The organism is Scandinavium goeteborgense (genome assembly GCF_003935895.2).
GTDB lineage: Bacteria > Pseudomonadota > Gammaproteobacteria > Enterobacterales > Enterobacteriaceae > Scandinavium > Scandinavium goeteborgense.
This window is the reverse complement of record NZ_CP054058.1, coordinates 2,154,775-2,173,931: the sequence shown is the minus strand read 5'-3', so window position 1 is coordinate 2,173,931 and position 19,157 is coordinate 2,154,775. Positions and strand designations below refer to the sequence as shown.

General features: G+C 54.2%; 22 protein-coding genes. 16 read left to right on the top strand and 6 right to left on the bottom strand.

Translation table 11 applies throughout. The features are described 5' to 3' along the window. The first annotated feature begins 50 nt into the window (after positions 1-50). From A8O29_RS11240 to speG, 3 genes are all read left to right on the top strand, one after another. Positions 51-266, top strand: coding sequence for a hypothetical protein (locus A8O29_RS11240; protein ID WP_125354470.1), 216 nt, complete (start codon positions 51-53; stop codon positions 264-266). Positions 267-370: 104 nt separating this feature from the next. Continuing rightward, complete coding sequence (locus A8O29_RS11235; protein ID WP_125354469.1) at positions 371-712, top strand: DUF1283 family protein; 342 nt, start codon at positions 371-373, stop codon at positions 710-712. 68 nt (positions 713-780) lie between these two features. Further along, on the top strand, positions 781-1,335 hold the full coding sequence (gene speG, locus A8O29_RS11230; RefSeq protein WP_110508275.1) for a spermidine N1-acetyltransferase: 555 nt from the start codon (positions 781-783) through the stop codon (positions 1,333-1,335). On the opposite strand, the gene A8O29_RS11225 is transcribed toward speG, so the two are convergent. After that, positions 1,329-2,021 carry a YnfC family lipoprotein gene (locus tag A8O29_RS11225; RefSeq protein ID WP_373422907.1) on the bottom strand — a complete coding sequence of 231 codons (693 nt, stop codon included), beginning with the start codon at positions 2,019-2,021 and terminating at the stop codon, positions 1,329-1,331. The genes speG and A8O29_RS11225 overlap by 7 nt on opposite strands. Positions 2,022-2,332: 311 nt before the next feature. Here A8O29_RS11225 and A8O29_RS11220 point away from each other — a divergent pair, with 311 nt between their 5' ends. From A8O29_RS11220 to clcB, 11 genes are all read left to right on the top strand, one after another. Then, a complete protein-coding gene (locus A8O29_RS11220; protein WP_125354467.1) occupies positions 2,333-2,809 on the top strand; it encodes an Hcp family type VI secretion system effector in 477 nt (158 codons plus the stop codon). Beyond that, the gene (locus tag A8O29_RS11215; RefSeq protein ID WP_125354466.1) at positions 2,806-3,387 is read left to right on the top strand and encodes a glycoside hydrolase family 19 protein; all 582 of its coding nucleotides are present in this window, start codon (positions 2,806-2,808) and stop codon (positions 3,385-3,387) included. The genes A8O29_RS11220 and A8O29_RS11215 overlap by 4 nt, the downstream gene beginning before the upstream one ends. Further along, positions 3,384-3,719, top strand: a complete 336-nt coding sequence (locus A8O29_RS11210) for a hypothetical protein (RefSeq protein ID WP_125354465.1) — start codon at positions 3,384-3,386, stop codon at positions 3,717-3,719. The genes A8O29_RS11215 and A8O29_RS11210 overlap by 4 nt, the downstream gene beginning before the upstream one ends. Before the next feature lie 114 nt (positions 3,720-3,833). Next, the gene (locus A8O29_RS11205) at positions 3,834-4,091 is read left to right on the top strand and encodes a DUF1161 domain-containing protein (protein WP_125354464.1); all 258 of its coding nucleotides are present in this window, start codon (positions 3,834-3,836) and stop codon (positions 4,089-4,091) included. 133 nt (positions 4,092-4,224) lie between these two features. After that, positions 4,225-6,669 carry a selenate/tellurate reductase subunit YnfE gene (ynfE, locus tag A8O29_RS11200; RefSeq protein ID WP_125354463.1) on the top strand — a complete coding sequence of 815 codons (2,445 nt, stop codon included), beginning with the start codon at positions 4,225-4,227 and terminating at the stop codon, positions 6,667-6,669. Positions 6,670-6,801: 132 nt separating this feature from the next. Further along, the gene (gene dmsD, locus A8O29_RS11195) at positions 6,802-7,416 is read left to right on the top strand and encodes a Tat proofreading chaperone DmsD (protein ID WP_125354462.1); all 615 of its coding nucleotides are present in this window, start codon (positions 6,802-6,804) and stop codon (positions 7,414-7,416) included. A gap of 301 nt (positions 7,417-7,717) precedes the next feature. Then, positions 7,718-8,431, top strand: coding sequence for an osmoprotectant ABC transporter permease OsmY (osmY, locus tag A8O29_RS11190; RefSeq protein WP_110508283.1), 714 nt, complete (start codon positions 7,718-7,720; stop codon positions 8,429-8,431). 19 nt (positions 8,432-8,450) lie between these two features. Next, positions 8,451-9,353: an osmoprotectant ABC transporter substrate-binding protein OsmX gene (gene osmX, locus A8O29_RS11185; protein ID WP_125354461.1), complete on the top strand. Its 903-nt coding sequence runs from the start codon at positions 8,451-8,453 to the stop codon at positions 9,351-9,353. 9 nt (positions 9,354-9,362) lie between these two features. Next, a complete protein-coding gene (gene osmW / locus A8O29_RS11180; RefSeq protein ID WP_125354460.1) occupies positions 9,363-10,010 on the top strand; it encodes an osmoprotectant ABC transporter permease OsmW in 648 nt (215 codons plus the stop codon). Continuing rightward, entirely contained in the window at positions 10,010-11,158 is a 1,149-nt protein-coding gene (gene osmV, locus A8O29_RS11175) for an osmoprotectant ABC transporter ATP-binding protein OsmV (RefSeq protein ID WP_125354459.1), read from the top strand. Before osmW ends, osmV begins: the two co-directional genes overlap by 1 nt. A 102-nt stretch (positions 11,159-11,260) precedes the next feature. Then, positions 11,261-12,556, top strand: a complete 1,296-nt coding sequence (gene clcB / locus A8O29_RS11170; protein WP_125354458.1) for a voltage-gated ClC-type chloride channel ClcB — start codon at positions 11,261-11,263, stop codon at positions 12,554-12,556. Here the strand turns inward: clcB and bioD are convergent. From bioD to A8O29_RS11155, 3 genes are all read right to left on the bottom strand, one after another. Further along, complete coding sequence (bioD, locus tag A8O29_RS11165) at positions 12,509-13,204, bottom strand: dethiobiotin synthase (protein ID WP_125354457.1); 696 nt, start codon at positions 13,202-13,204, stop codon at positions 12,509-12,511. The two genes, clcB and bioD, sit on opposite strands and share 48 nt — an antisense overlap. Positions 13,205-13,333: 129 nt before the next feature. Next, the gene (mlc, locus tag A8O29_RS11160; protein WP_125354456.1) at positions 13,334-14,554 is read right to left on the bottom strand and encodes a sugar metabolism global transcriptional regulator Mlc; all 1,221 of its coding nucleotides are present in this window, start codon (positions 14,552-14,554) and stop codon (positions 13,334-13,336) included. Positions 14,555-14,647: 93 nt separating this feature from the next. Continuing rightward, the gene (locus tag A8O29_RS11155; protein ID WP_125354455.1) at positions 14,648-15,577 is read right to left on the bottom strand and encodes a LysR family transcriptional regulator; all 930 of its coding nucleotides are present in this window, start codon (positions 15,575-15,577) and stop codon (positions 14,648-14,650) included. Positions 15,578-15,691: 114 nt separating this feature from the next. On the opposite strand from A8O29_RS11155, the gene A8O29_RS11150 reads away from it, so the two are divergent. Continuing rightward, complete coding sequence (locus tag A8O29_RS11150; RefSeq protein ID WP_125354454.1) at positions 15,692-16,942, top strand: MFS transporter; 1,251 nt, start codon at positions 15,692-15,694, stop codon at positions 16,940-16,942. A gap of 27 nt (positions 16,943-16,969) precedes the next feature. On the opposite strand, the gene A8O29_RS22965 is transcribed toward A8O29_RS11150, so the two are convergent. Next, a complete protein-coding gene (locus A8O29_RS22965) occupies positions 16,970-17,062 on the bottom strand; it encodes a KPN_01571 family protein (RefSeq protein ID WP_217448712.1) in 93 nt (30 codons plus the stop codon). A gap of 128 nt (positions 17,063-17,190) precedes the next feature. Here A8O29_RS22965 and A8O29_RS11145 point away from each other — a divergent pair, with 128 nt between their 5' ends. Then, positions 17,191-18,675, top strand: coding sequence for a carboxypeptidase M32 (locus tag A8O29_RS11145; RefSeq protein ID WP_125354453.1), 1,485 nt, complete (start codon positions 17,191-17,193; stop codon positions 18,673-18,675). A gap of 41 nt (positions 18,676-18,716) precedes the next feature. Here A8O29_RS11145 and A8O29_RS11140 read toward each other — a convergent pair whose 3' ends face one another. After that, positions 18,717-19,001 carry a hypothetical protein gene (locus tag A8O29_RS11140; protein ID WP_125354452.1) on the bottom strand — a complete coding sequence of 95 codons (285 nt, stop codon included), beginning with the start codon at positions 18,999-19,001 and terminating at the stop codon, positions 18,717-18,719. Between the last annotated feature and the right edge of the window lie 156 nt (positions 19,002-19,157).

Sequence of the window (19,157 nt, the reverse complement as noted above, 5' to 3'; positions counted from 1 at the left end):
GAGAATCACTATTCTCTGGATAAGCCCTATGGCCATTGAGGTGCAGTACTATGAGTATCGATAGAATGGCGAAGATGGTGTTACGCCGTCAGGGCATTGGCGTGAAAGACAAAGTCATTCGCTTTCGCGGCGACACCATTATTTTTCGCCTGAGTCAGGACGGCTACGACATCTATATCAACGGACTGAAAATCAACTCCGTCAAAACACAGGACGTGAATGAGGCGGTGCACATTTATAAAACCACGCTCAGCGGCGCCTGCTGAGAGACGTTTCCTGAGCGACAACCAGGGCGGGTATTCCCTGCGCGGGAGTTGGTGTAAACTCTGCGCGTGGGATTACCGTTTATAACACCCTAAAGGAAACAGCAATGAAAGTGACTTTTAGCAAACGCCTGTGCCTAACGGCGATGCTGACGCTGGGTGCCATCGTTTATACCGCGAGTGCATCTGCGCAAACCAGCAAGCTCATCATTGAATCCGGTGACAGCGCGCAGAGCAAACAAGATGCGGCGATGGACAAGGAACAGTGGAACGATACCCGGTCGCTTCGTCAGAAAGTGAACACCCGCACAGAAAAAGAGTGGGATAAAACAGATGTCGCTTTTGATACGCGTGATAAATGCGATAAAAGCGCCAATCTGAATGCGTACTGGGAGCCTAATACCCTGCGCTGCCTCGACAGAACGACCGGTCGACCTCTTACTCCGTAATACCGTCGGGCGCCTGCGGGCGCCCTTCCTCCCCCGTTTGACACGCTTACCCAAATCAAGGAAATCACATGGCCGATGCTTATGCCGTTAAGCTGCGCCCTCTGGAACGCGAGGATCTGCGCTTTGTTCACCAGCTGGATAATAATGCCAGCGTTATGCGTTACTGGTTCGAAGAGCCTTACGAAGCTTTCGTTGAGCTTTCTGACCTGTACGACAAACATATTCACGATCAGAGCGAACGCCGCTTTGTTATCGAATGCGACGGCGAGAAGGCGGGCCTCGTTGAATTAGTGGAAATCAACCACGTTCACCGCCGTGCAGAATTTCAGATTATTATTTCCCCGGACTATCAGGGCAAAGGACTGGCGACAAAGGCAGCGATGCTGGCGATGGACTACGGCTTTATGGTGCTGAACCTCTACAAGCTGTATTTAATTGTCGATACCGAAAACGAAAAGGCGATCCATATTTATCGCAAGCTCGGTTTCCAGGTAGAAGGTGAACTCATCCATGAGTTCTTCATTAACGGCGAATACCGCAATACCATTCGTATGTGTCTGTTCCAGCATCAGTATCTGCCGAAACACAAAACGCACACCCTGCTCAAGCCGACGGCTCAGTAGTACTCGATGGTATTTTTGATGGTGTAGCGCCGGGTCACTGGCGGCGTTGCGCTGTCATCGACAATCTGCAACTCGCAGCTCAGCGGGTTGTCGTGTCGGTCGTAATCACAGGTCTGCGCCACGTTGCCGATGGTTTTGTCATTCAGAATGCTTACCGCGGTGTAATCGAGTTTCTTACGCGCATCCTTCGGCGGCGTCGCCACAATCTTCAGCGTTTCATCGCCATTGGTTGAGGTTTTCCCTAACGGATAGCCTTCGCTGTCGTAGCGATAATCCACGCTTAATGTTTTCCCGTGGGCCGCCACTACAAAGCCGTTATCGTCGGTGTCCCACGTCATTCCGGCCGCAGGCATCCCCGCTAACTGGCATTTCCCTTGCAGCAAAATACGTTTTTGCTGGGTGGTGCCGTCGACGTAATAGTTCGCGTCGAGGACCAGCGTCGCGCCGGAGTTATTCTCCAGATCGTGAAGTTCGATCAGATCAAAACAGCCTTCCTGCGACAATCTGGCGCTGACGCGCTTGGTCACTTCGCCCTTCTCGTTCATCAGCGTCTGGCTGAAGTCTTTCACTGGACCCCGCAGTGGATCGAAATCAAATTCATTGGAAAAACTCGCCATTTCCGGCGTAAAAGCAGCCGGTGTTGAGGCGTTATCGCAGGCGGTGAGCACGCTGATAAGCGGCACCATACACAGCAGTTTCTTCACAGACTGTCCTTCACGGTAGAATTTTCTCAATCATATTAGCAATATACATCGACATACGCTATTACAGCACCAAAACAAAAAAATAAAACAAATTCGTGTTTTTCCCCGCAAAATATCGACCACTTTCAGCGTTCTCTTATCATCATTTAAGTTGGTAATAAATTCGCATCATTAATATATCGTCTTTTTTATATTTGATTTTTGCATAGCACCTTGTGTAATAAGTCGCACCCAGATCTGTGTTTAATTAATAGTTGATACGACTCTCTTCACACATTAAGGAATTATCAAAAATGGCTATTCCAGCTTACATGTGGTTAAAAGATGATGGCGGTGCCGATATAAAAGGCTCTGTAGATGTATGGGAACGGGAAGGCAGCATTGAGATCCAAGGCTTTGGGCATTCGCTAAGCATTCCTACTGATGACAATACCGGGAAGCTAAAAGGCACTCGCACGCATGGCGCGATGAACATCGAAAAAGAGTTCGATTCTTCTAGCCCATACCTTTACAAAGCGGTTGCAACAGGGCAAAAACTTCATTCCGCCGAAATTCGCTGGTACCGGATTAATGATGTGGGGCAGGAAGTTGAATATTTCAACATATTGCTCGAAGGGGTAAAGATCGTTTCGATTTGCCCTTCAATGACCAGGCAGGAAAAAATAAATCACATTGAATTTGCATCGCTTCGCTATGAAAGAATCACATGGAAATACTGTGATGGCAATGTTCAATTTACCGACGCCTGGAATGAGAGAGTTACGGCATGATCGATGTAACAGCCGATATTCTCTGGCAGGTCGCGAGGCATTATTTGCATAAGGAAAGTTTGCTCAATTCTCAACAACGGAACATGCATGCAATCGCACCGCATTTCAACCATTGGTTTAGCGTATACAATATTGATACAAAACTACGTATCGCACACTTCCTTGCGCAGGCATGTGTAGAAACAGCAAATTTTTCAGCCATGACCGAGATCCCTCGTCGCGGTGGGCTTGAATACGATGCCGGGACTAAAGTTGGGCGTTCTCTTGGAAATATCAATGTCGGCGATGGCCCGCGATATATTGGCCGTGGGTTGCTTGATTTAACAGGTCGCGATAACTATCAAAGTTTAAGTGATGAATTTAATAAAACCTACGTTGATACCCCTGAGCAGGTTGCAAACAATCCTTACGTAGCCGTTAAAGCCGCTTGTTATTATTGGGACATGCGAAAGGTGAACAAGTACGCTGATAATGATGACATTAAAAACGTCACATTAAAAATCAATGGTGGGTATAACGGGTATAGCGACAGGAAATCAGCACTAAGAAGAGCAAAGCAGGCATTGGGGTTAGTATGAAAAAAATCATTCTCTCTCTACTTTTGCCATTTATTAGCCATTGCCCTTTCAGCCATGCGGCAGCATCATCTATTCTGTGCAATAACAACGCTATTGAAGATGCGAGAAAACTCCTGAGTTTTTATCGCGCTAATGATGCCCGAATTCAGATAAGCGGCAAAATAAAACCATTAGCAAAAATAAAAAATCCAGCCAATAAAACTCAGTCATTCGATGTTTTAGAAGTGTGGGGTTATCTCTACAAAGGGCAGTATCGGATGCGTCTCATATATTCAACCGAATCAGGTTGTCTTCTCATGGGAGAGGAAATTCTGGAGTATGCAGACCTTTAGCAACATATAAAACGTGGGAATTTTCTTCATTTTTACATTTAGGAATATACAGAGCCGAGCTTTTACACTATGAGTGCTAAGCTTTTATCTCACCATAGCGACATGGAGATGCGTATGAAAAAGACTCACTGGCTATTTGCACTGTTACTGGCCGGCGCGATGCCTGCTTTCGCTGCTGCCCCGGAGTCCTGCGAACGTGTTAAGGATGATATCCAGCAGAAAATTGTGACCAACGGCGTGCCGGAATCGGGGTTTACGCTGAATATTGTGCCGAACGACCAGGCTGACAAGCCGGATGCTCAGGTGGTCGGGCATTGCGCCAACGACACCTTTAAAATTCTCTACACCCGCAACGGCAACGATCAGCAGTAGTCCTCGCCTTCACACGAAAGATATTATCCCTGGATTGACCGGGGATAATATCTCTATACCTCTAAGTAAGTAACATCCCTCCATTGAACGTCGGGCTGCGCGTCCGGTGCATAATTAAAAAATGGAGTGAGCGATGTCTGATAATGAACAGCATGACCACCCCGGCGGGATCAGCCGCCGCAGCCTGATCAAATCCACGGCGATTGGCTCTATGGCCCTCGCCGCCTGCGGAATTTCACTCCCCTTTACCCTGAAAAGTGCGGCCGCCGCCGTACAACAGGCCACGCAGCCTGATGACAAAGTGGTCTGGGGCGCCTGTTCGGTAAACTGCGGCAGCCGCTGCGCTCTGCGTCTGCACGTGCGCGACGACGAAGTGTACTGGGTCGAAACCGACAACACCGGCCATGATATCTACGGCGATCACCAGGTGCGCGCCTGCCTGCGCGGGCGCTCTATTCGACGCCGTATCAACCACCCGGAACGCCTGAATTACCCGATGAAGCGCGTCGGTAAACGCGGTGAAGGTAAGTTTGAACGCATCAGTTGGCCTGAAGCTCTCGATATGCTGACCGACAGCCTGAAACATGTCGTGAAAGAGTACGGTAACGAAGCGGTCTACATTAACTACACCTCCGGGATTGTCGGCGGCAATATCACCCGTTCTTCCCCTTCCGCGTCACTGGTTGCACGCTTGATGAACTGCTATGGCGGCTCGCTGAACCAGTACGGGACCTACAGCACTGCGCAAATTGCCTGCGCGATGCCGTACACCTACGGCACCAACGACGGCAACAGCACCTCCGATATCGAGAACAGCCAGCTGGTAGTGATGTTCGGCAATAACCCCGCGGAAACCCGCATGAGCGGCGGCGGCATTACCTATTATCTCGAACAGGCCCGCGAACGTTCGAACGCCAGAATGATCGTCATCGACCCGCGTTATACCGACACCGCCGCCGGGCGCGAAGACGAATGGGTGCCGATTCGCCCGGGAACGGACGCCGCCCTGGTAGCAGGTATCGCCTGGGTGCTGATTGACGAAAACCTCGTCGACCAGCCGTTCCTCGATAAATACTGCGTCGGCTACGATGAGAAAACGCTGCCGGAAGGCGCGCCCGCCAATGGGCATTACAAGGCATATATTCTCGGTCAGGGTAACGACGCCACCGCCAAAACGCCGGAATGGGCCTCACGGATTACCGGGATTCCGGCGGATAAAATCATCAAACTGGCGCGTGAAATCGGTACCGCCAAACCGGCGTATATCTGCCAGGGCTGGGGTCCGCAGCGCCAGGCCAATGGTGAACTGACAGCACGCGCTATCGCGATGCTACCAATTCTGACGGGCAACGTGGGCATTAACGGCGGTAACAGCGGCGCGCGTGAATCCACCTATACCATCACCATTGAGCGTATGCCGGTGTTAGAGAACCCGGTCAAAACAGCAATCTCTTGCTTCACATGGACCGATGCTATTGAGCGTGGGGCAGAAATGACCGCTACCCGTGACGGCGTGCGGGGCAAAGACAAACTCGACGTGCCGATTAAGTTCATCTGGAACTACGCTGGCAATACCATTATCAACCAGCATTCGCAGATCAACCGCACCCACGACATCCTGCAGGATGACAAAAAATGCGAGATGATTGTGGTCATCGAAAACTTTATGACCGCCTCGGCAAAATACGCCGACCTGCTGCTCCCGGACCTGATGACCGTCGAACAGGAAGATATTATTCCTAACGATTACGCGGGCAACATGGGATATCTGATTTTCATCCAGCCCGCCACCGCCGCGAAGTTCGAGCGTAAGCCGATTTACTGGATTTTAAGCGAAGTGGCTAAACGTCTCGGACCAGACGTATTGCAGAAATTTACGGAAGGCCGCACGCAGGCAGAATGGCTGCAATTCCTGTATGCCAAGATGCTCGCCAAAGACCCGCAACTCCCTTCTTATGAAGCGCTGAAAGCGATGGGGATTTACAAACGCAAAGATCCTAACGGTCATTTCGTGGCTTATAAGGATTTCCGTCACGATCCGGCGGCCAATCCGTTGAAAACGCCGTCGGGAAAAATTGAAATTTACTCCGCCCAGTTGGCAAAGATTGCTGCCAGTTGGGAGATTCAAAAAGACGACACCATCAGCCAGTTACCGGTGTACGCCTCAACATTTGATGGCTGGGATGCGCCGCAGCACGATGCCTTCCCGCTGCAGCTGTTTGGCTTCCATTATAAAGCCCGCACGCACTCCAGCTATGGTAACGTCGACGTGCTGAAAGCCGCCTGCCGCCAGGAAGTGTGGATTAACCCTGTAGACGCCGCCAAACGAGGCATTCGCAACGGGGATAAGGTACGCGTCTTTAACGATCGCGGCGAGCTGCGCATTGAGGCGAAGGTCACTCCGCGCATCATGCCGGGCGTGAGCGCGATGGGCCAAGGGGCGTGGCATGATGCCAGCATGAATGGCGACCGCATCGATCATGGTTCATGCATCAACACGCTGACTACGCATCGTCCGTCGCCGTTGGCGAAAGGCAACCCGCAGCATACAAATCTGGTGCAAATCGAGAAGGTGTAACCCTTCTGCGTTGCCCGGTGGCGCTACACTTACCTGGCAACGCGTTCAGTTCAGACCCGGCTAACGCAGTGCCGTCGGGCTGCAAATAGAAAACAACCGGCGTGTAAACCCCGCCGCTGCAAGGAAACTGTTATGAATCAACCGCGCTTCGTTGAAGCCATCGCTATCACTGGCCGCGTGCTGGGTGGACTGTTTTATTATGACCCGCAGAGCGAAAACATCGCCCCGCTGATCCGCGCTTTCCATGACGGAAGCTGGGCGCAGCAGTGGCCGGAATCGATTCCTTTCAAACCGGAGCTGGTCGAGAGTTTTCAGGTTGCGTCAGAGGAACCGCTCAGCGAAGCCTATCAACGTCTTTTCGTGGGTCCGTACGCGCTGCCCGCGCCGCCGTGGGGTTCGGTCTGGCTGGATCGCGAAAACGTTCTGTTTGGTGATTCCACGCTCGCCCTGCGCCAGTGGATGCGTGAAAACGGTATCGCCTTCGAAGCGGAGCAGAATGAGCCGGAAGACCATTTCGGTACCCTGCTGATGCTGGCGGCCTGGCTCAAAGAGAATAACCGCGATGAAGAGTGGCAGCAGCTGTTGGGCTGGCACCTGTTGCCGTGGTCGGGTCGTTTCCTTGAAGAGTTTGTTGCTCACGCTGAGCACCCTTTCTACCGTTCGCTTGGCGAACTGGCACAGCAGACACTGGCCTTCTGGCAGACCGAACTGCTCTCTCCGGTTGCTGATAAAAAACTCTATCGCTAAGCCGCTGTCACCCGCCGCCCGGCGGGTGACATAACTGATATTTCAGACACCTACAAAACTGCTACTTGTGACAACGTCACTTTATCCGCTTCGTTTTAAGACTTTTCTGGTCTATTGCCGCTCAGCCTTTATGTCATAAGGCGTAACACCTTGTTTACAAAACCTGACCCCGGCACTTAATTGGCCCCTCCTCTGGAATCCTTCCCAACCGCTTGCTATAGCTCTTAAACCCTGCCGGAACATGGCATAACAACAAGCAACGTCGTTGCGATAACGCATGCACACAGGGAGACACACTGCAATGCACAACTCTTTACTGACCCGCGCGCTGCTGTTTATAGGCGCGATTATCGCGGTCCTGGCATTACTCACGTGGGGAATCGGCCTTGAGACCATCCGCTCTCGCCAGGTCGATTTAGTCTATCTCGGACAACAGCACCTGATCCTGGTGTTCTCCTCAATGTTCTTCGCCCTGCTGGTCGGTATTCCCAGTGGCATTTTGCTGAGCCGCCCTGCCGCACGCGGTATCGCCGAATACGTGATGCAGATTTTCAACATCGGTAACACCCTGCCGCCGCTCGCGGTGCTGGCGTTAGCGATGGTGGTTGTCGGCATTGGCGATAAACCCGCGATTGTGGCGCTGTTTCTGGCGTCGCTGTTGCCGATTGTGCGTAACACCTACGCAGGCTTGTGTTCAGTCCCGGGCTCTCTGCTGGAAGCGGCGAACGGGATCGGCATGACCAGGATGCAGCGTTTGTGGCAGGTGGAAATTCCTAACGCCTGGCCGGTGATGCTCTCGGGCATTCGCATCGCCACCGCGATTAACGTCGGTACCGCGCCGTTGGCCTTCTTGATTGGCGCCAGCAGCTACGGCGAGCTGATCTTCCCGGGCATTTACCTGAACGACTTCCCGACGCTTATCCTCGGTGCGGTCGCCACGGCCCTCTTCGCCCTGATCCTCGATACGCTGCTGGCGGGTCTGGGACGCTTACTCAGTCCGCATACCGTCGAATAACAATAATCAGGAGCATTACATGAGACGACTGAAACGTCTGTTTGTCGCCGCCGCTGCGCTGGCGATGGTTGCCGGTCAGGCCCACGCGGCCCCGATCATTCTGGCGACCAAAAGTTTTACCGAACAGCATATTTTGTCCGCCATGACCGTGCAATATCTGCGCAAGAAAGGGTTCCAGGTTCAGCCGCAAACCAACATTGCGACGGTGATTTCCCGCAACGCCATGATCAACAAGCAAATTGACATGACCTGGGAATACACCGGTACCTCACTCATCATCTTCAACCACATCAATAAGCGCATGTCGCCTCAGGAATCTTACGACACCGTAAAACGCCTCGATCAAAAGCTCGGTCTGATTTGGCTCAAACCGGCGGACATGAACAACACCTACGCCTTTGCGATGCAGCGTAAACGCGCCGAAGCGGAAAACATCAACACCATGTCGGAGATGGTGGCGAAGATTGAACACATTCGTCAGACCGACCCGAAACACAACTGGCTGCTGGGTCTGGATCTGGAATTTGCCGGGCGCAGTGACGGGATGAAACCGTTGCAGCAGGCGTACAACATGCCGCTCGACCGTCCGCAAATCCGTCAGATGGACCCAGGCCTGGTGTACAACGCCGTGCGCGACGGGTTCGTCGATGCCGGCCTGATTTACACCACCGATGGCCGCGTAAAAGGTTTCGACCTGAAAGTGCTGAAAGATGACAAAGGGTTTTTCCCGAGCTACGCCGTAACGCCGGTAGTGCGTAAGGACACGCTGGAAGCCAACCCGGGGCTTGAAGAAGCGATGAACACGCTTTCCGGTCTGCTGAATAATGAGGTGATCGCCGAGCTGAACAAGCGCGTGGATATCGATCACCAGTCGCCACAACAGGTTGCGCGGGACTTCCTGCACAGCAAAGGCCTGGAATAAGGAGGCGTCATGGATACGATTCACTACATGATTGATAACTGGAGTTATCTGGCGACGCTGACCTGGCAGCACCTGTGGCTGGTTCTGCTCGCCGTTGGGCTGGCAATCATCATCGGCGTGCCGCTGGGCATTCTGATTGTGCGCCACAAATGGCTGGCAACACCGATTCTGGGCTTGACCACCATTTTACTGACCATCCCGTCGATTGCGCTGTTTGGTCTGATGATCCCGCTGTTTTCGCTGATCGGTCAGGGTATTGGCGCCCTGCCCGCCATCACCGCGGTGTTTCTTTATTCGCTGCTGCCGATTGTGCGGAACACCCACACCGCGCTCGACAGCCTGCCGCCTGGGCTGCGTGAAGCAGGCCGTGGGATTGGCATGACCTTCTGGCAGCGTCTGCGCTGGGTGGAAATCCCGATGGCGCTGCCGGTGATTTTCGGCGGCATCCGTACTGCGGTGGTGATGAACATCGGCGTTATGGCGATTGCCGCGGTTATCGGCGCGGGCGGCTTGGGCTTGCTGCTGCTGAACGGCATTGGCGGGAGTGATATTCGTATGTTAATTGCCGGGGCGTTAATGATTTGCCTGCTGGCCATTGTGCTCGACTGGTTGCTGCACCGACTGCAGATTGTCCTGACACCAAAGGGGATTCGATAATGATAAAGTTAGAAAATCTGACCAAACAATTTACTCAGAAGAACGGCCAGAGCTTCAACGCCGTCGATAACGTCAACCTCAACGTGCCGGAAGGCGAAATGTGCGTCCTGCTGGGGCCATCCGGCTGCGGGAAAACCACGACGCTTAAAATGATTAACCGCCTGATCCCCGCCAGCAGCGGGAAAATCCTGATTAACGGCCAGGACACCAGCGATATGGACACCGTCAGCCTGCGTCGCAACATCGGTTACGTTATCCAGCAAATTGGTCTGTTCCCGAACATGACCATTGAGGAAAACATCACCGTCGTGCCGCGAATGCTGGGCTGGGAAAAAGCCCGCTACAAAGCGCGTGCCGAAGAACTGATGGATATGGTAGCGATGGACCCGAAAAAATTCCTGAGCCGCTATCCGAAAGAGATGTCCGGTGGCCAGCAGCAGCGTATTGGGGTGATTCGTGCGCTGGCGGCGGATCCTCCGGTGCTGCTGATGGATGAACCGTTCGGCGCCGTCGACCCGATTAACCGTGAAGTAATTCAGAACCAGTTCCTGGACATGCAGCGCCAGCTGAAAAAAACGGTGATGCTGGTGAGTCACGATATTGATGAAGCGCTGAAGCTCGGCGACCGCATCGCGGTATTCCGTCAGGGTCGTATCGTGCAGTGCGCCAGCCCCGATGAACTGCTGGCAAAACCGGCCAATGAATTTGTCGGCTCGTTTGTCGGCCAGGACCGCACGCTGAAACGCTTGCTGTTAGTCTCCGCCGGAGACGTCACCGATCAGCAGCCGACCATCACCGTCAAGCGCGATACCGCCCTGCCGGAAGCCTTCGCCACCATGGACGATAACGACATTCGTGCGATTACGGTGGTGGATAACGAAGGCAAACCGCTGGGCTTTGTGAAGCGCCGCGAAGCGCGTAACGCCTCCGGAAGCTGCGCGGACCTGCTGCACCCGTTCCGCGTCACCGGTAAAGCCGAAGACAACCTGCGCGTGGTGCTGTCCAAGCTGTACGAAAGCAACACCAGCTGGATGCCTATCGTTGATGAAGACGGCCGCTACAACGGTGAAATATCTCAGGATTACATCGCCGACTATCTCAGCTCCGGCCGTACGCGTCGTGCGTTGAATATTCACTCCGCGGATTAACCGATTTCCCCCTCGCCCGAGGGGGAATTTTGCGTTTGTTTTTTGCCAAGCTCCCGATTTCCTCGCACAATACGGTATCACTCTGATCAACCGTGAAAATCGATGCATCGCCTACACGCTTACCCTGACATTCAGGCAATGTTTCGCCGCCTGCTCATTGCGACGATAGTCGGCATTCTTGCCGCCCTTGCCGTGGCGTTGTTTCGTCACGCCATGTATCTGCTCGAGTGGCTGTTATTGAGCGACGACAGCCGCAGCCTGGTGTATGCGGCAGGTAGTCTGCCCTGGTGGCGACGGCTGCTGACGCCTGCGCTCGGGGGACTCGCCGCCGGGCTGCTGCTGTGGGGCTGGCAGCGTTACACCCGCCAGCGACCGCATGCTCCAACGGATTACATGGAAGCGCTGGAAACCGGTGACGGGCAGTTTGATTACGGTTCGAGCCTGGTGAAATCGCTGGCTTCGTTGCTGGTGGTGGTCAGCGGCAGCGCCATCGGCCGCGAAGGGGCGATGATCCTGCTCGCTGCCCTCGCGGCCTCTTTCTTTGCCAAACGTTTTACGCCTAAAGATGAATGGAAGCTGTGGATTGCCTGCGGGGCCGCCGCCGGGATGGCCAGCGCCTATCACGCGCCGCTGGCAGGCAGCCTGTTTATCGCAGAAATTCTGTTCGGCACGCTGATGCTGGCCTCGCTCGGGCCTGTGGTGGTCGCGGCGGTGATAGCCCTGCTGATGACCAATCTGCTGAGCGGGGGACCGGAATTGCTGTATGTCGTCCACGTCGAAGCCCCACACAGCGCGGGCACCTATGGCTTGATGCTGGCGACCGGGCTGCTCGCCGGACTCTGCGGACCGGTATTTGTCTGGCTGATGGGCTTTACCCATTCGCTGTTTTTGCGACTCAAACTGTCTCCGCCATGGCAGCTGGCGCTGGGCGGATTTATCGTCGGCCTGCTGTCGTTGTTAACGCCTGCGGTCTGGGGCAACGGCTACAGCGTGGTGCAGAACTACCTGCTGGCTCCGCCGCTATTTGGCGCGGTGGCGGGCGTGTTCTTATGTAAATTGCTGGCAGTGCTGTCGAGCAGCGGCTCCGGTGCGCCGGGCGGAGTATTTACACCAACGTTGTTTGTCGGGATGGCGATTGGGATGTTGTTCGCCCGATTCTGGGGGCTATGGTTGCCGGACGGCAATGAAATGGCAGTACTGATGGGGTTAACGGGAATGGCCACGCTGCTGGCGGCGACAACCCATGCGCCGATTATGTCGACGCTGATGATCTGTGAAATGACCGGGCAGTATGCACTGCTGCCCGGCTTACTGATTTCGTGCGTGGTGGCGTCGGTACTGTCGCGGACGTTACGCCAGGACTCGATCTACCGCCAACATGTCGCCGAACATAGTTAAATCGACGTACTGGCTCAGTTCACGCTGTTCAGCGCGCGGCAGATACGGAAGCTCACCCACCAACGGCGCGGGCAGTTTTTTGCTCAGCACGTCGATGATTTCGGCGTAGTGCGCCAGACCCGGGTTGATGCGGTTAGCGACCCAACCGATTAACGGCAGACCATCGTTCGCAATCGCCTGGGCGGTCAGCAATGCATGGTTGATGCAGCCTTCCTGGATGCCTACCACCATAACGACCGGTAATTGTTCCTGTACGACCCATTCAGAGAGCGGGCGCAAATCGTTCATCAGACTACGCCAGCCGCCGGTGCCTTCAACCACCACGTGATCGACGCGCTGGCTCAGGTCATCTAGACCTTTAGACAATAAGGTGTAGTTGATCGGGCAACTGTGCGCCACGCTGCTTTCCTCTTCGCTCAGGGCGATAGGATTGACAGCGCTATAGGGAAGTTCCGGGGTGGAAACACTTTGCAGTACCAGCGCATCTTTGTTGCGCAGTCCTTCAGGCGTTTCCTTGCTGCCTTTGGCGACAGGTTTGTACCCTGCCACGCTTTTGCCATTGGCGGCGAACGCCTGCAGCAACGCGCGTGATACCACCGTCTTTCCAACAGAGGTATCCGTACCAGTAATAAAGAAACGCTTAAGCATGTTTCACTCCACAGCTTTGACGGTGAAAATATAAATCAGGGTGATAATTCAAGAGCGGAGGAAGTGTAAGTGATTGGGCGAAAAGCCAGCTTGCGTTAGCGCAATTTTTAGCTTAACAATTAAATTTTGTTACCCTTGTAACAGTCTGATCAGCAGAGATCCGTTATACAGCGCATCTTTAACCAGCGCGGCGCCAGTCATCGTTCCCCGGTTGCGGAACTGGGTGCTCTCAACACTGATATGCCGACTGTAAGCCAGGAGAGACTGCTGATGGATGCAGGCGCTGATGGCCGGGAACAGAATGCTGGAGGCCTGGTTGAACGGCGAACCTATAAGAATTTTTTGTGGGTTAAATAAATTCACCATGATGGCGAGAATGCGTCCGACGTGGGTCCCTACGCCGCTAATGATATCTTTGGCCAATAGATCGCCCTGCACCGCCGCCTGACACAGCCATTCGACGGTCAGCGGCTGCTGATGCAGCATCGAACTTATCGACTGTTTCATCCGAATTTGCGCCAGTTCCAGCACGCTTTCGACGCTGGCAATGGTTTCCAGACAGCCGTGATTTCCGCAGTAACAGAGTTTGCCGTAGGGGTCGACCTGGGTATGGCCGATTTCCACCAGGCTGCTGCTGCCTGCATGCAGCAAACGTCCGTCGGTGATAACCCCCGCGCCAACGTTATGATCGATAACCACCTGGATAACGTCCCGCGCGCCGCGAGACGCGCCAAACAGCGCCTCTGCCATGGTCCACGCGCTGATATCGTGTTGCAGATACACCGGCACGCCGGTGCGAGACTCCAGCGCTTCGCCGAGCGCCACGTCTTTTACGTCATCGTAAAATGGCATCCGGTGAATAATGCCGTTTTCGGTATCAATAATGCCGGGAAGGGTTATTGCGATAGAAGTCAGGCGCTCGAGCTTTTGCTGATGGCGAATGAAAAAGTGGTCGATGTGTTCGATAACGCGGTCGAGAAACGGTTTGTCATCCACCAGCGGCAGCGTTTGTTCTTCTTCTACCACCAGCTTGCTGCTCAAATCACGCAGGGCGAGGTTAATTTCCCCCCGGCTAATGCGCAGTGACAGATAGTGCCAGGCTTCGGTTTCCACCATCAGGCCTACGGCCGGACGACCGCGGCTGCCCGGGTCCTGAATTTCCGTTTCCTGCACCAGATGCGCTTCGAGCATTTCGCGAACAATCTTGGTGATACTGGCGGGCGCAAGTTGCGCAAGGCGAGAAAGGTCGATACGCGACACCGGGCCGAGCTGATCAATCAGGCGGTAAACCGCCCCTGCGTTAGTCTGCTTAATCTGATCAATATGCCCTGGCTGACTTTCTGCTACCACCGAAGACTCCCTTATTTTCGCGCTTCGAAATAAACTTTTGCTATGTTGAAGCACTTCGACGCAACTCGTCAAATTTTTACTTAGGCTTGTGATTTACCGCACATTTTTTCGTGTGTTTTCGGCAAAAAAGTCGACCATTGCCGCGGCCAACAGCTGTTCGCGGAAGCGAAGCGCCGCCTGGGTTTGGTCATGATGCCGGGACCACACCAGCCACATTTCCGATACCGCATCCTCATCACTTATCGGCAACCAGCGCATCTCATTGAGCTGAACCTTCTTAAATGAGGCCGGAAGAATCGACGCCCCCAGCCCGGCGGAGACCAGCCCGATAATGGTCATCGCCTCGCCCACTTCCTGGGTAATCGTGGGCGTACCAAAGCGCCTGAGCAGGCCGAGAATATCGTCATACAGTCCAGTACCAACGTGCGGATCAAAGAACACTAACGGCTCCAGCACCATTTCTGCCAGTGAAACGGACTCTCTGTTAGCCAGCGGATGATCCCGGTGAACCATCGCCATCAGCGGCTCTCGCAAAATAACCTGCCACTCAAGGGTGTCCGGCAGCTGCGTTTTACGCATCAGGCCCAAATCCAGCGCCCCTTCGCTCAGCGGCGCAATCTGCTCGCGGGTATTACTTTCCCGCGTCTGGATATGCACGTCAGGATACTGCCGACGAAAACGCGACAGCGTATCCGACACCGCCTTAATAAACGGCGCCGAAGAGGTAAATCCGATGCGTAGTTCGCCAGTTTCCCCCTGATGCAAACGCGCCGCCCGGGCTGCTGCGTCTTCAACCTGAAGCAGGATTTGCCGACTGTCAGCCAGAAACAGCTTTCCGGCGGGCGTCAGGCTGACGCTGCGATTAGTGCGGGCGAATAATCGAGCGCCAATCTGCTGTTCCAGGATCTGAATTTGCTGGCTTATTGGCGGCTGGGAGATGTTGAGCCGGGCGGCCGCGCGCCCAAAATGCAGTTCTTCCGCTACCGCCACGAAGTAACGCAAATGTCGCAGTTCTATATTCATATGTTTAAAGTATCATTTGAGATTATTAATATATTAGACAGTATATTTACATTTTCCTAATCTGAAGTTGTGAACTGATTTTTTTGATATTTCCTCTGATGTAAGGATTTTTCTTTGAGCCGTACCTCCACCGTTGACACCGCCCCGGCCCGTGACGTCAACGATATCCGTCTTCCTGCGCCGGGCCAGTTTATCCAACGCGGAACCCCGCAATTTATTCGCGTCACGCTGGCGCTGTTCTCCGCCGGACTCGCCACCTTCGCCCTGCTCTATTGCGTCCAGCCTATTCTTCCAGTGCTGTCGCATGAGTTTGGCGTATCGCCTGCCAGCGCCAGTATTTCTCTATCGGTGTCGACCGGTTTACTGGCCGTCGGGCTGCTGTTTACCGGGCCGCTGTCGGATGCCATCGGGCGTAAACAGGTGATGGTCACGGCCCTGCTGCTGGCCTCCTGCTGTACGCTGCTGTCAACGATGATGACCAGCTGGCACGGGATCCTTATCATGCGGGCGTTGATTGGCCTGTCGTTAAGCGGTGTGGCGGCGGTCGGCATGACCTATTTGAGCGAAGAAATTCACCCGAGCTTTGTCGCCTTTTCAATGGGGCTGTACATCAGCGGAAACTCGATTGGCGGCATGAGCGGACGTTTACTGACCGGGGTAATGACGGATTTCTTCGGCTGGCGAGTCGCAGTGGCGATGATTGGCTGTTTCGCCCTTGCGGCGGCGCTGATGTTCTGGCGTATTCTGCCAGATTCGCGCCACTTTAAACCGGCATCGCTGCGTCCTAAATCACTGTTCATCAACTTTCGTATTCACTGGCGTGATAAAGGTCTGCCGCTGCTGTTCGCGGAAGGTTTTCTGCTGATGGGCGCGTTCGTGACGCTGTTCAACTACATCGGCTATCGCCTGATGATGTCGCCGTGGTCCCTGAGCCAGGCGGTAGTGGGCCTGCTATCCGTGGCTTACCTCACCGGCACCTGGAGTTCTCCAAAAGCGGGCGCCATGACCCAACGCTTCGGGCGCGGCCCGGTGATGATTGGCTTTACCGGGGTGATGCTGTGTGGCCTGCTGCTGACGCTGTTCTCATCATTGTGGGTTATCTTCTTCGGTATGCTGCTGTTCTCGGCGGGTTTCTTCGCCGCACATTCGGTCGCCAGTAGCTGGATCGGGCCACGCGCTCGCCGCGCACGCGGTCAGGCCTCTTCGCTGTATCTGTTTAGCTACTATTTGGGTTCAAGCATCGCGGGGACGCTGGGCGGTGTGTTCTGGCATAACTGGGGCTGGAACGGTGTGGGCGGGTTTATCGCGGCAATGCTGGTCCTGGCGCTGATAACAGGCAGTTGCCTGCATAAACGCCTGCACTAATAGAACGCCCGCCGCTGGCGGGCAGCTTTACCACTGACCTAAAAGGGTGGTTAAGCCTAAGATGTCACGCACTGCATCAACTGACAGCAGCGCGATGAAAACCCAGATGAATGGATTCATAATTTGCCGCACACTGATGACCTGTGATAGTGATTAGCCTGGCGTATAATTGATATTCCGCCTCATACTTTCGTCGTAATTTTGACGGCACGCGCATTTCGACGCCACTCATTGGGAATTCAGGCACAATGGCAAACAATAACTACCAACAGCTCACCCGCACTTTCCAGCGTTTATCTCGTTTCTCGCACCTCTCCTCCATCGCTGGCTGGGATATGGCTGCCATGATGCCACCGGGCGGAAGCCAGGCTCGCGGCGAAGCGCTGGCTGAATTAGGCGTACTGCAACATCAAATCCTGACCGACAAAAATGTGGCGAACGCCCTCGAAGCTGCTCAGCAGGAAAACCTCAGCGATGACGAACGCGCGAATTTGAATGAAATGGCGCGCGCTTACCATCAGGCCGCGCTGTTACCTGAAAGCCTGGTCGAAGCGAAATCGCTGGCGGGTAACCGCTGCGAGCACGCCTGGCGTACCCAGCGTAAAAACAACGACTGGCAAGGCTTTGCGCCGAATCTGAAAGAAGTGGTGCGTTTGAGTCGTGAAGAAGCCAAAATCCGCGCCGAAGCCAGCGGCGGTTCGCGCTACGACGCCCTGCTCGACCTCTACGAACCGGGCATGACCAGTAGCCGTCTCGACGTCCTGTTCGCTGACCTGAAAAGCTGGCTGCCCGATTTGCTGCAAACCGTGGTTGATAAACAGGCCAGCCGCACACTCATCAACCCACAAGGCCCGTTCCCCACCGAATCACAGCGCCAGCTTGGGCTGGAAACCATGACCCTGCTCGGTTTCGATTTTAACGGCGGTCGCCTTGATGTCAGCACCCATCCGTTCTGCGGCGGCGTATCGGAAGATGTGCGCATCACCACGCGCTATGACGAAAACGATCTGCTCAGCGCCCTCTTCGGCGTTATCCACGAAACCGGCCACGCGCGTTATGAACAAAACCTGCCGCGTCAGTGGGCCGGACAGCCGATCGCGCACGCGCGTTCAATGGGCGTGCATGAATCACAGAGTCTGTTCTTTGAGATGCAGCTCGGTCGCAGTGCCGCGTTCCTCAAGCATCTGCTGCCGAAGATCCAGCAGCATTTCGGCAGCCAGCCTGCATTCAGTCTGGATAATTTCATTGCCTGGAGTCAGACGGTCGAACGCGGTTACATTCGCGTGGACGCCGATGAAGTCAGCTATCCGGCGCATGTGATCCTGCGTTATGAAATCGAACGCGCGCTGATTGATGGCCAAATTGAAGTCGATGACATTCCGGCGTTGTGGGATGAAAAAATGCAGCAGTATCTGGGCTTGTCGACCGAAGGCAATTACCGCAACGGCTGTATGCAGGATATTCACTGGACGGACGGTGGCTTCGGCTACTTCCCGTCGTACACGTTGGGTGCGATGTACGCCGCTCAGCTGTTCCAGGCTGCCCGCAAAGCGCTGCCGGACCTTGACCAGAATCTGAATGACGGCAACTTCAGCCCGCTGTTCGGTTGGCTACAGCAGAATGTCTGGCAGCACGGTAGCCGCTTCAGCACCACGGAGCTGATCACCCACGCCACCGGCGAAGACCTGAACAGCCGCTATTTTCGCGAGCATTTAACCGCCCGTTATTTGTAAGTTGATGGGAGAGATTGTGGCGCAGCCCGCCACAATCTTTTTTAATCTTGAGCCAGCATTCCGGCTAGTCTGCCCAGCTTGCGGTGTACCTCACTTGCATACTTGCGATGCATTGCAATTCTCTGCTGATCAAGCTCATTTTTTTCCGCAACAACAAACTCATCCCATTCCTGCTGCAACAATTTAAGTTCGGCCTCACGTTGCTCCCGCCCTTTACGCGAGCGCCGCATTTCGCGCTTCAGCCTTCCACTATCGTATTGCAGCCACAGTATCGCCAGAACAAGAAGTAGAACACCGCCCCACAGGACAGAAGAATTCGCAATCACAACTCACCTCAAAAAATAGTTAGCCGGCTATCTTACGGATATCAAAAGGTTAATAGTGCACATTTAATGCGGGTTTTTGGGAAGCCCCAAGCGCTTTCCTGCAGCGGTAAATGCACATAAATTTAAATAATTGTGGGAAGTTCTCTGACAAGGCAG

Excerpts from the sequence above, each read along its gene's own strand:
- A8O29_RS11240 (WP_125354470.1), top strand. The coding sequence starts at position 51 with ATGAGTATCGATAGAATGGCGAAGATGGTGTTACGCCGTCAGGGCATT.
- A8O29_RS11235 (WP_125354469.1), top strand. The coding sequence starts at position 371 with ATGAAAGTGACTTTTAGCAAACGCCTGTGCCTAACGGCGATGCTGACG.
- speG (WP_110508275.1), top strand. The coding sequence starts at position 781 with ATGGCCGATGCTTATGCCGTTAAGCTGCGCCCTCTGGAACGCGAGGAT.
- A8O29_RS11225 (WP_373422907.1), bottom strand. The coding sequence starts at position 2,021 with ATGGTGCCGCTTATCAGCGTGCTCACCGCCTGCGATAACGCCTCAACA.
- A8O29_RS11220 (WP_125354467.1), top strand. The coding sequence starts at position 2,333 with ATGGCTATTCCAGCTTACATGTGGTTAAAAGATGATGGCGGTGCCGAT.
- A8O29_RS11215 (WP_125354466.1), top strand. The coding sequence starts at position 2,806 with ATGATCGATGTAACAGCCGATATTCTCTGGCAGGTCGCGAGGCATTAT.
- A8O29_RS11210 (WP_125354465.1), top strand. The coding sequence starts at position 3,384 with ATGAAAAAAATCATTCTCTCTCTACTTTTGCCATTTATTAGCCATTGC.
- A8O29_RS11205 (WP_125354464.1), top strand. The coding sequence starts at position 3,834 with ATGAAAAAGACTCACTGGCTATTTGCACTGTTACTGGCCGGCGCGATG.
- ynfE (WP_125354463.1), top strand. The coding sequence starts at position 4,225 with ATGTCTGATAATGAACAGCATGACCACCCCGGCGGGATCAGCCGCCGC.
- dmsD (WP_125354462.1), top strand. The coding sequence starts at position 6,802 with ATGAATCAACCGCGCTTCGTTGAAGCCATCGCTATCACTGGCCGCGTG.
- osmY (WP_110508283.1), top strand. The coding sequence starts at position 7,718 with ATGCACAACTCTTTACTGACCCGCGCGCTGCTGTTTATAGGCGCGATT.
- osmX (WP_125354461.1), top strand. The coding sequence starts at position 8,451 with ATGAGACGACTGAAACGTCTGTTTGTCGCCGCCGCTGCGCTGGCGATG.
- osmW (WP_125354460.1), top strand. The coding sequence starts at position 9,363 with ATGGATACGATTCACTACATGATTGATAACTGGAGTTATCTGGCGACG.
- osmV (WP_125354459.1), top strand. The coding sequence starts at position 10,010 with ATGATAAAGTTAGAAAATCTGACCAAACAATTTACTCAGAAGAACGGC.
- clcB (WP_125354458.1), top strand. The coding sequence starts at position 11,261 with ATGCATCGCCTACACGCTTACCCTGACATTCAGGCAATGTTTCGCCGC.
- bioD (WP_125354457.1), bottom strand. The coding sequence starts at position 13,204 with ATGCTTAAGCGTTTCTTTATTACTGGTACGGATACCTCTGTTGGAAAG.
- A8O29_RS11155 (WP_125354455.1), bottom strand. The coding sequence starts at position 15,577 with ATGAATATAGAACTGCGACATTTGCGTTACTTCGTGGCGGTAGCGGAA.
- A8O29_RS22965 (WP_217448712.1), bottom strand. The coding sequence starts at position 17,062 with ATGAATCCATTCATCTGGGTTTTCATCGCGCTGCTGTCAGTTGATGCA.
- A8O29_RS11145 (WP_125354453.1), top strand. The coding sequence starts at position 17,191 with ATGGCAAACAATAACTACCAACAGCTCACCCGCACTTTCCAGCGTTTA.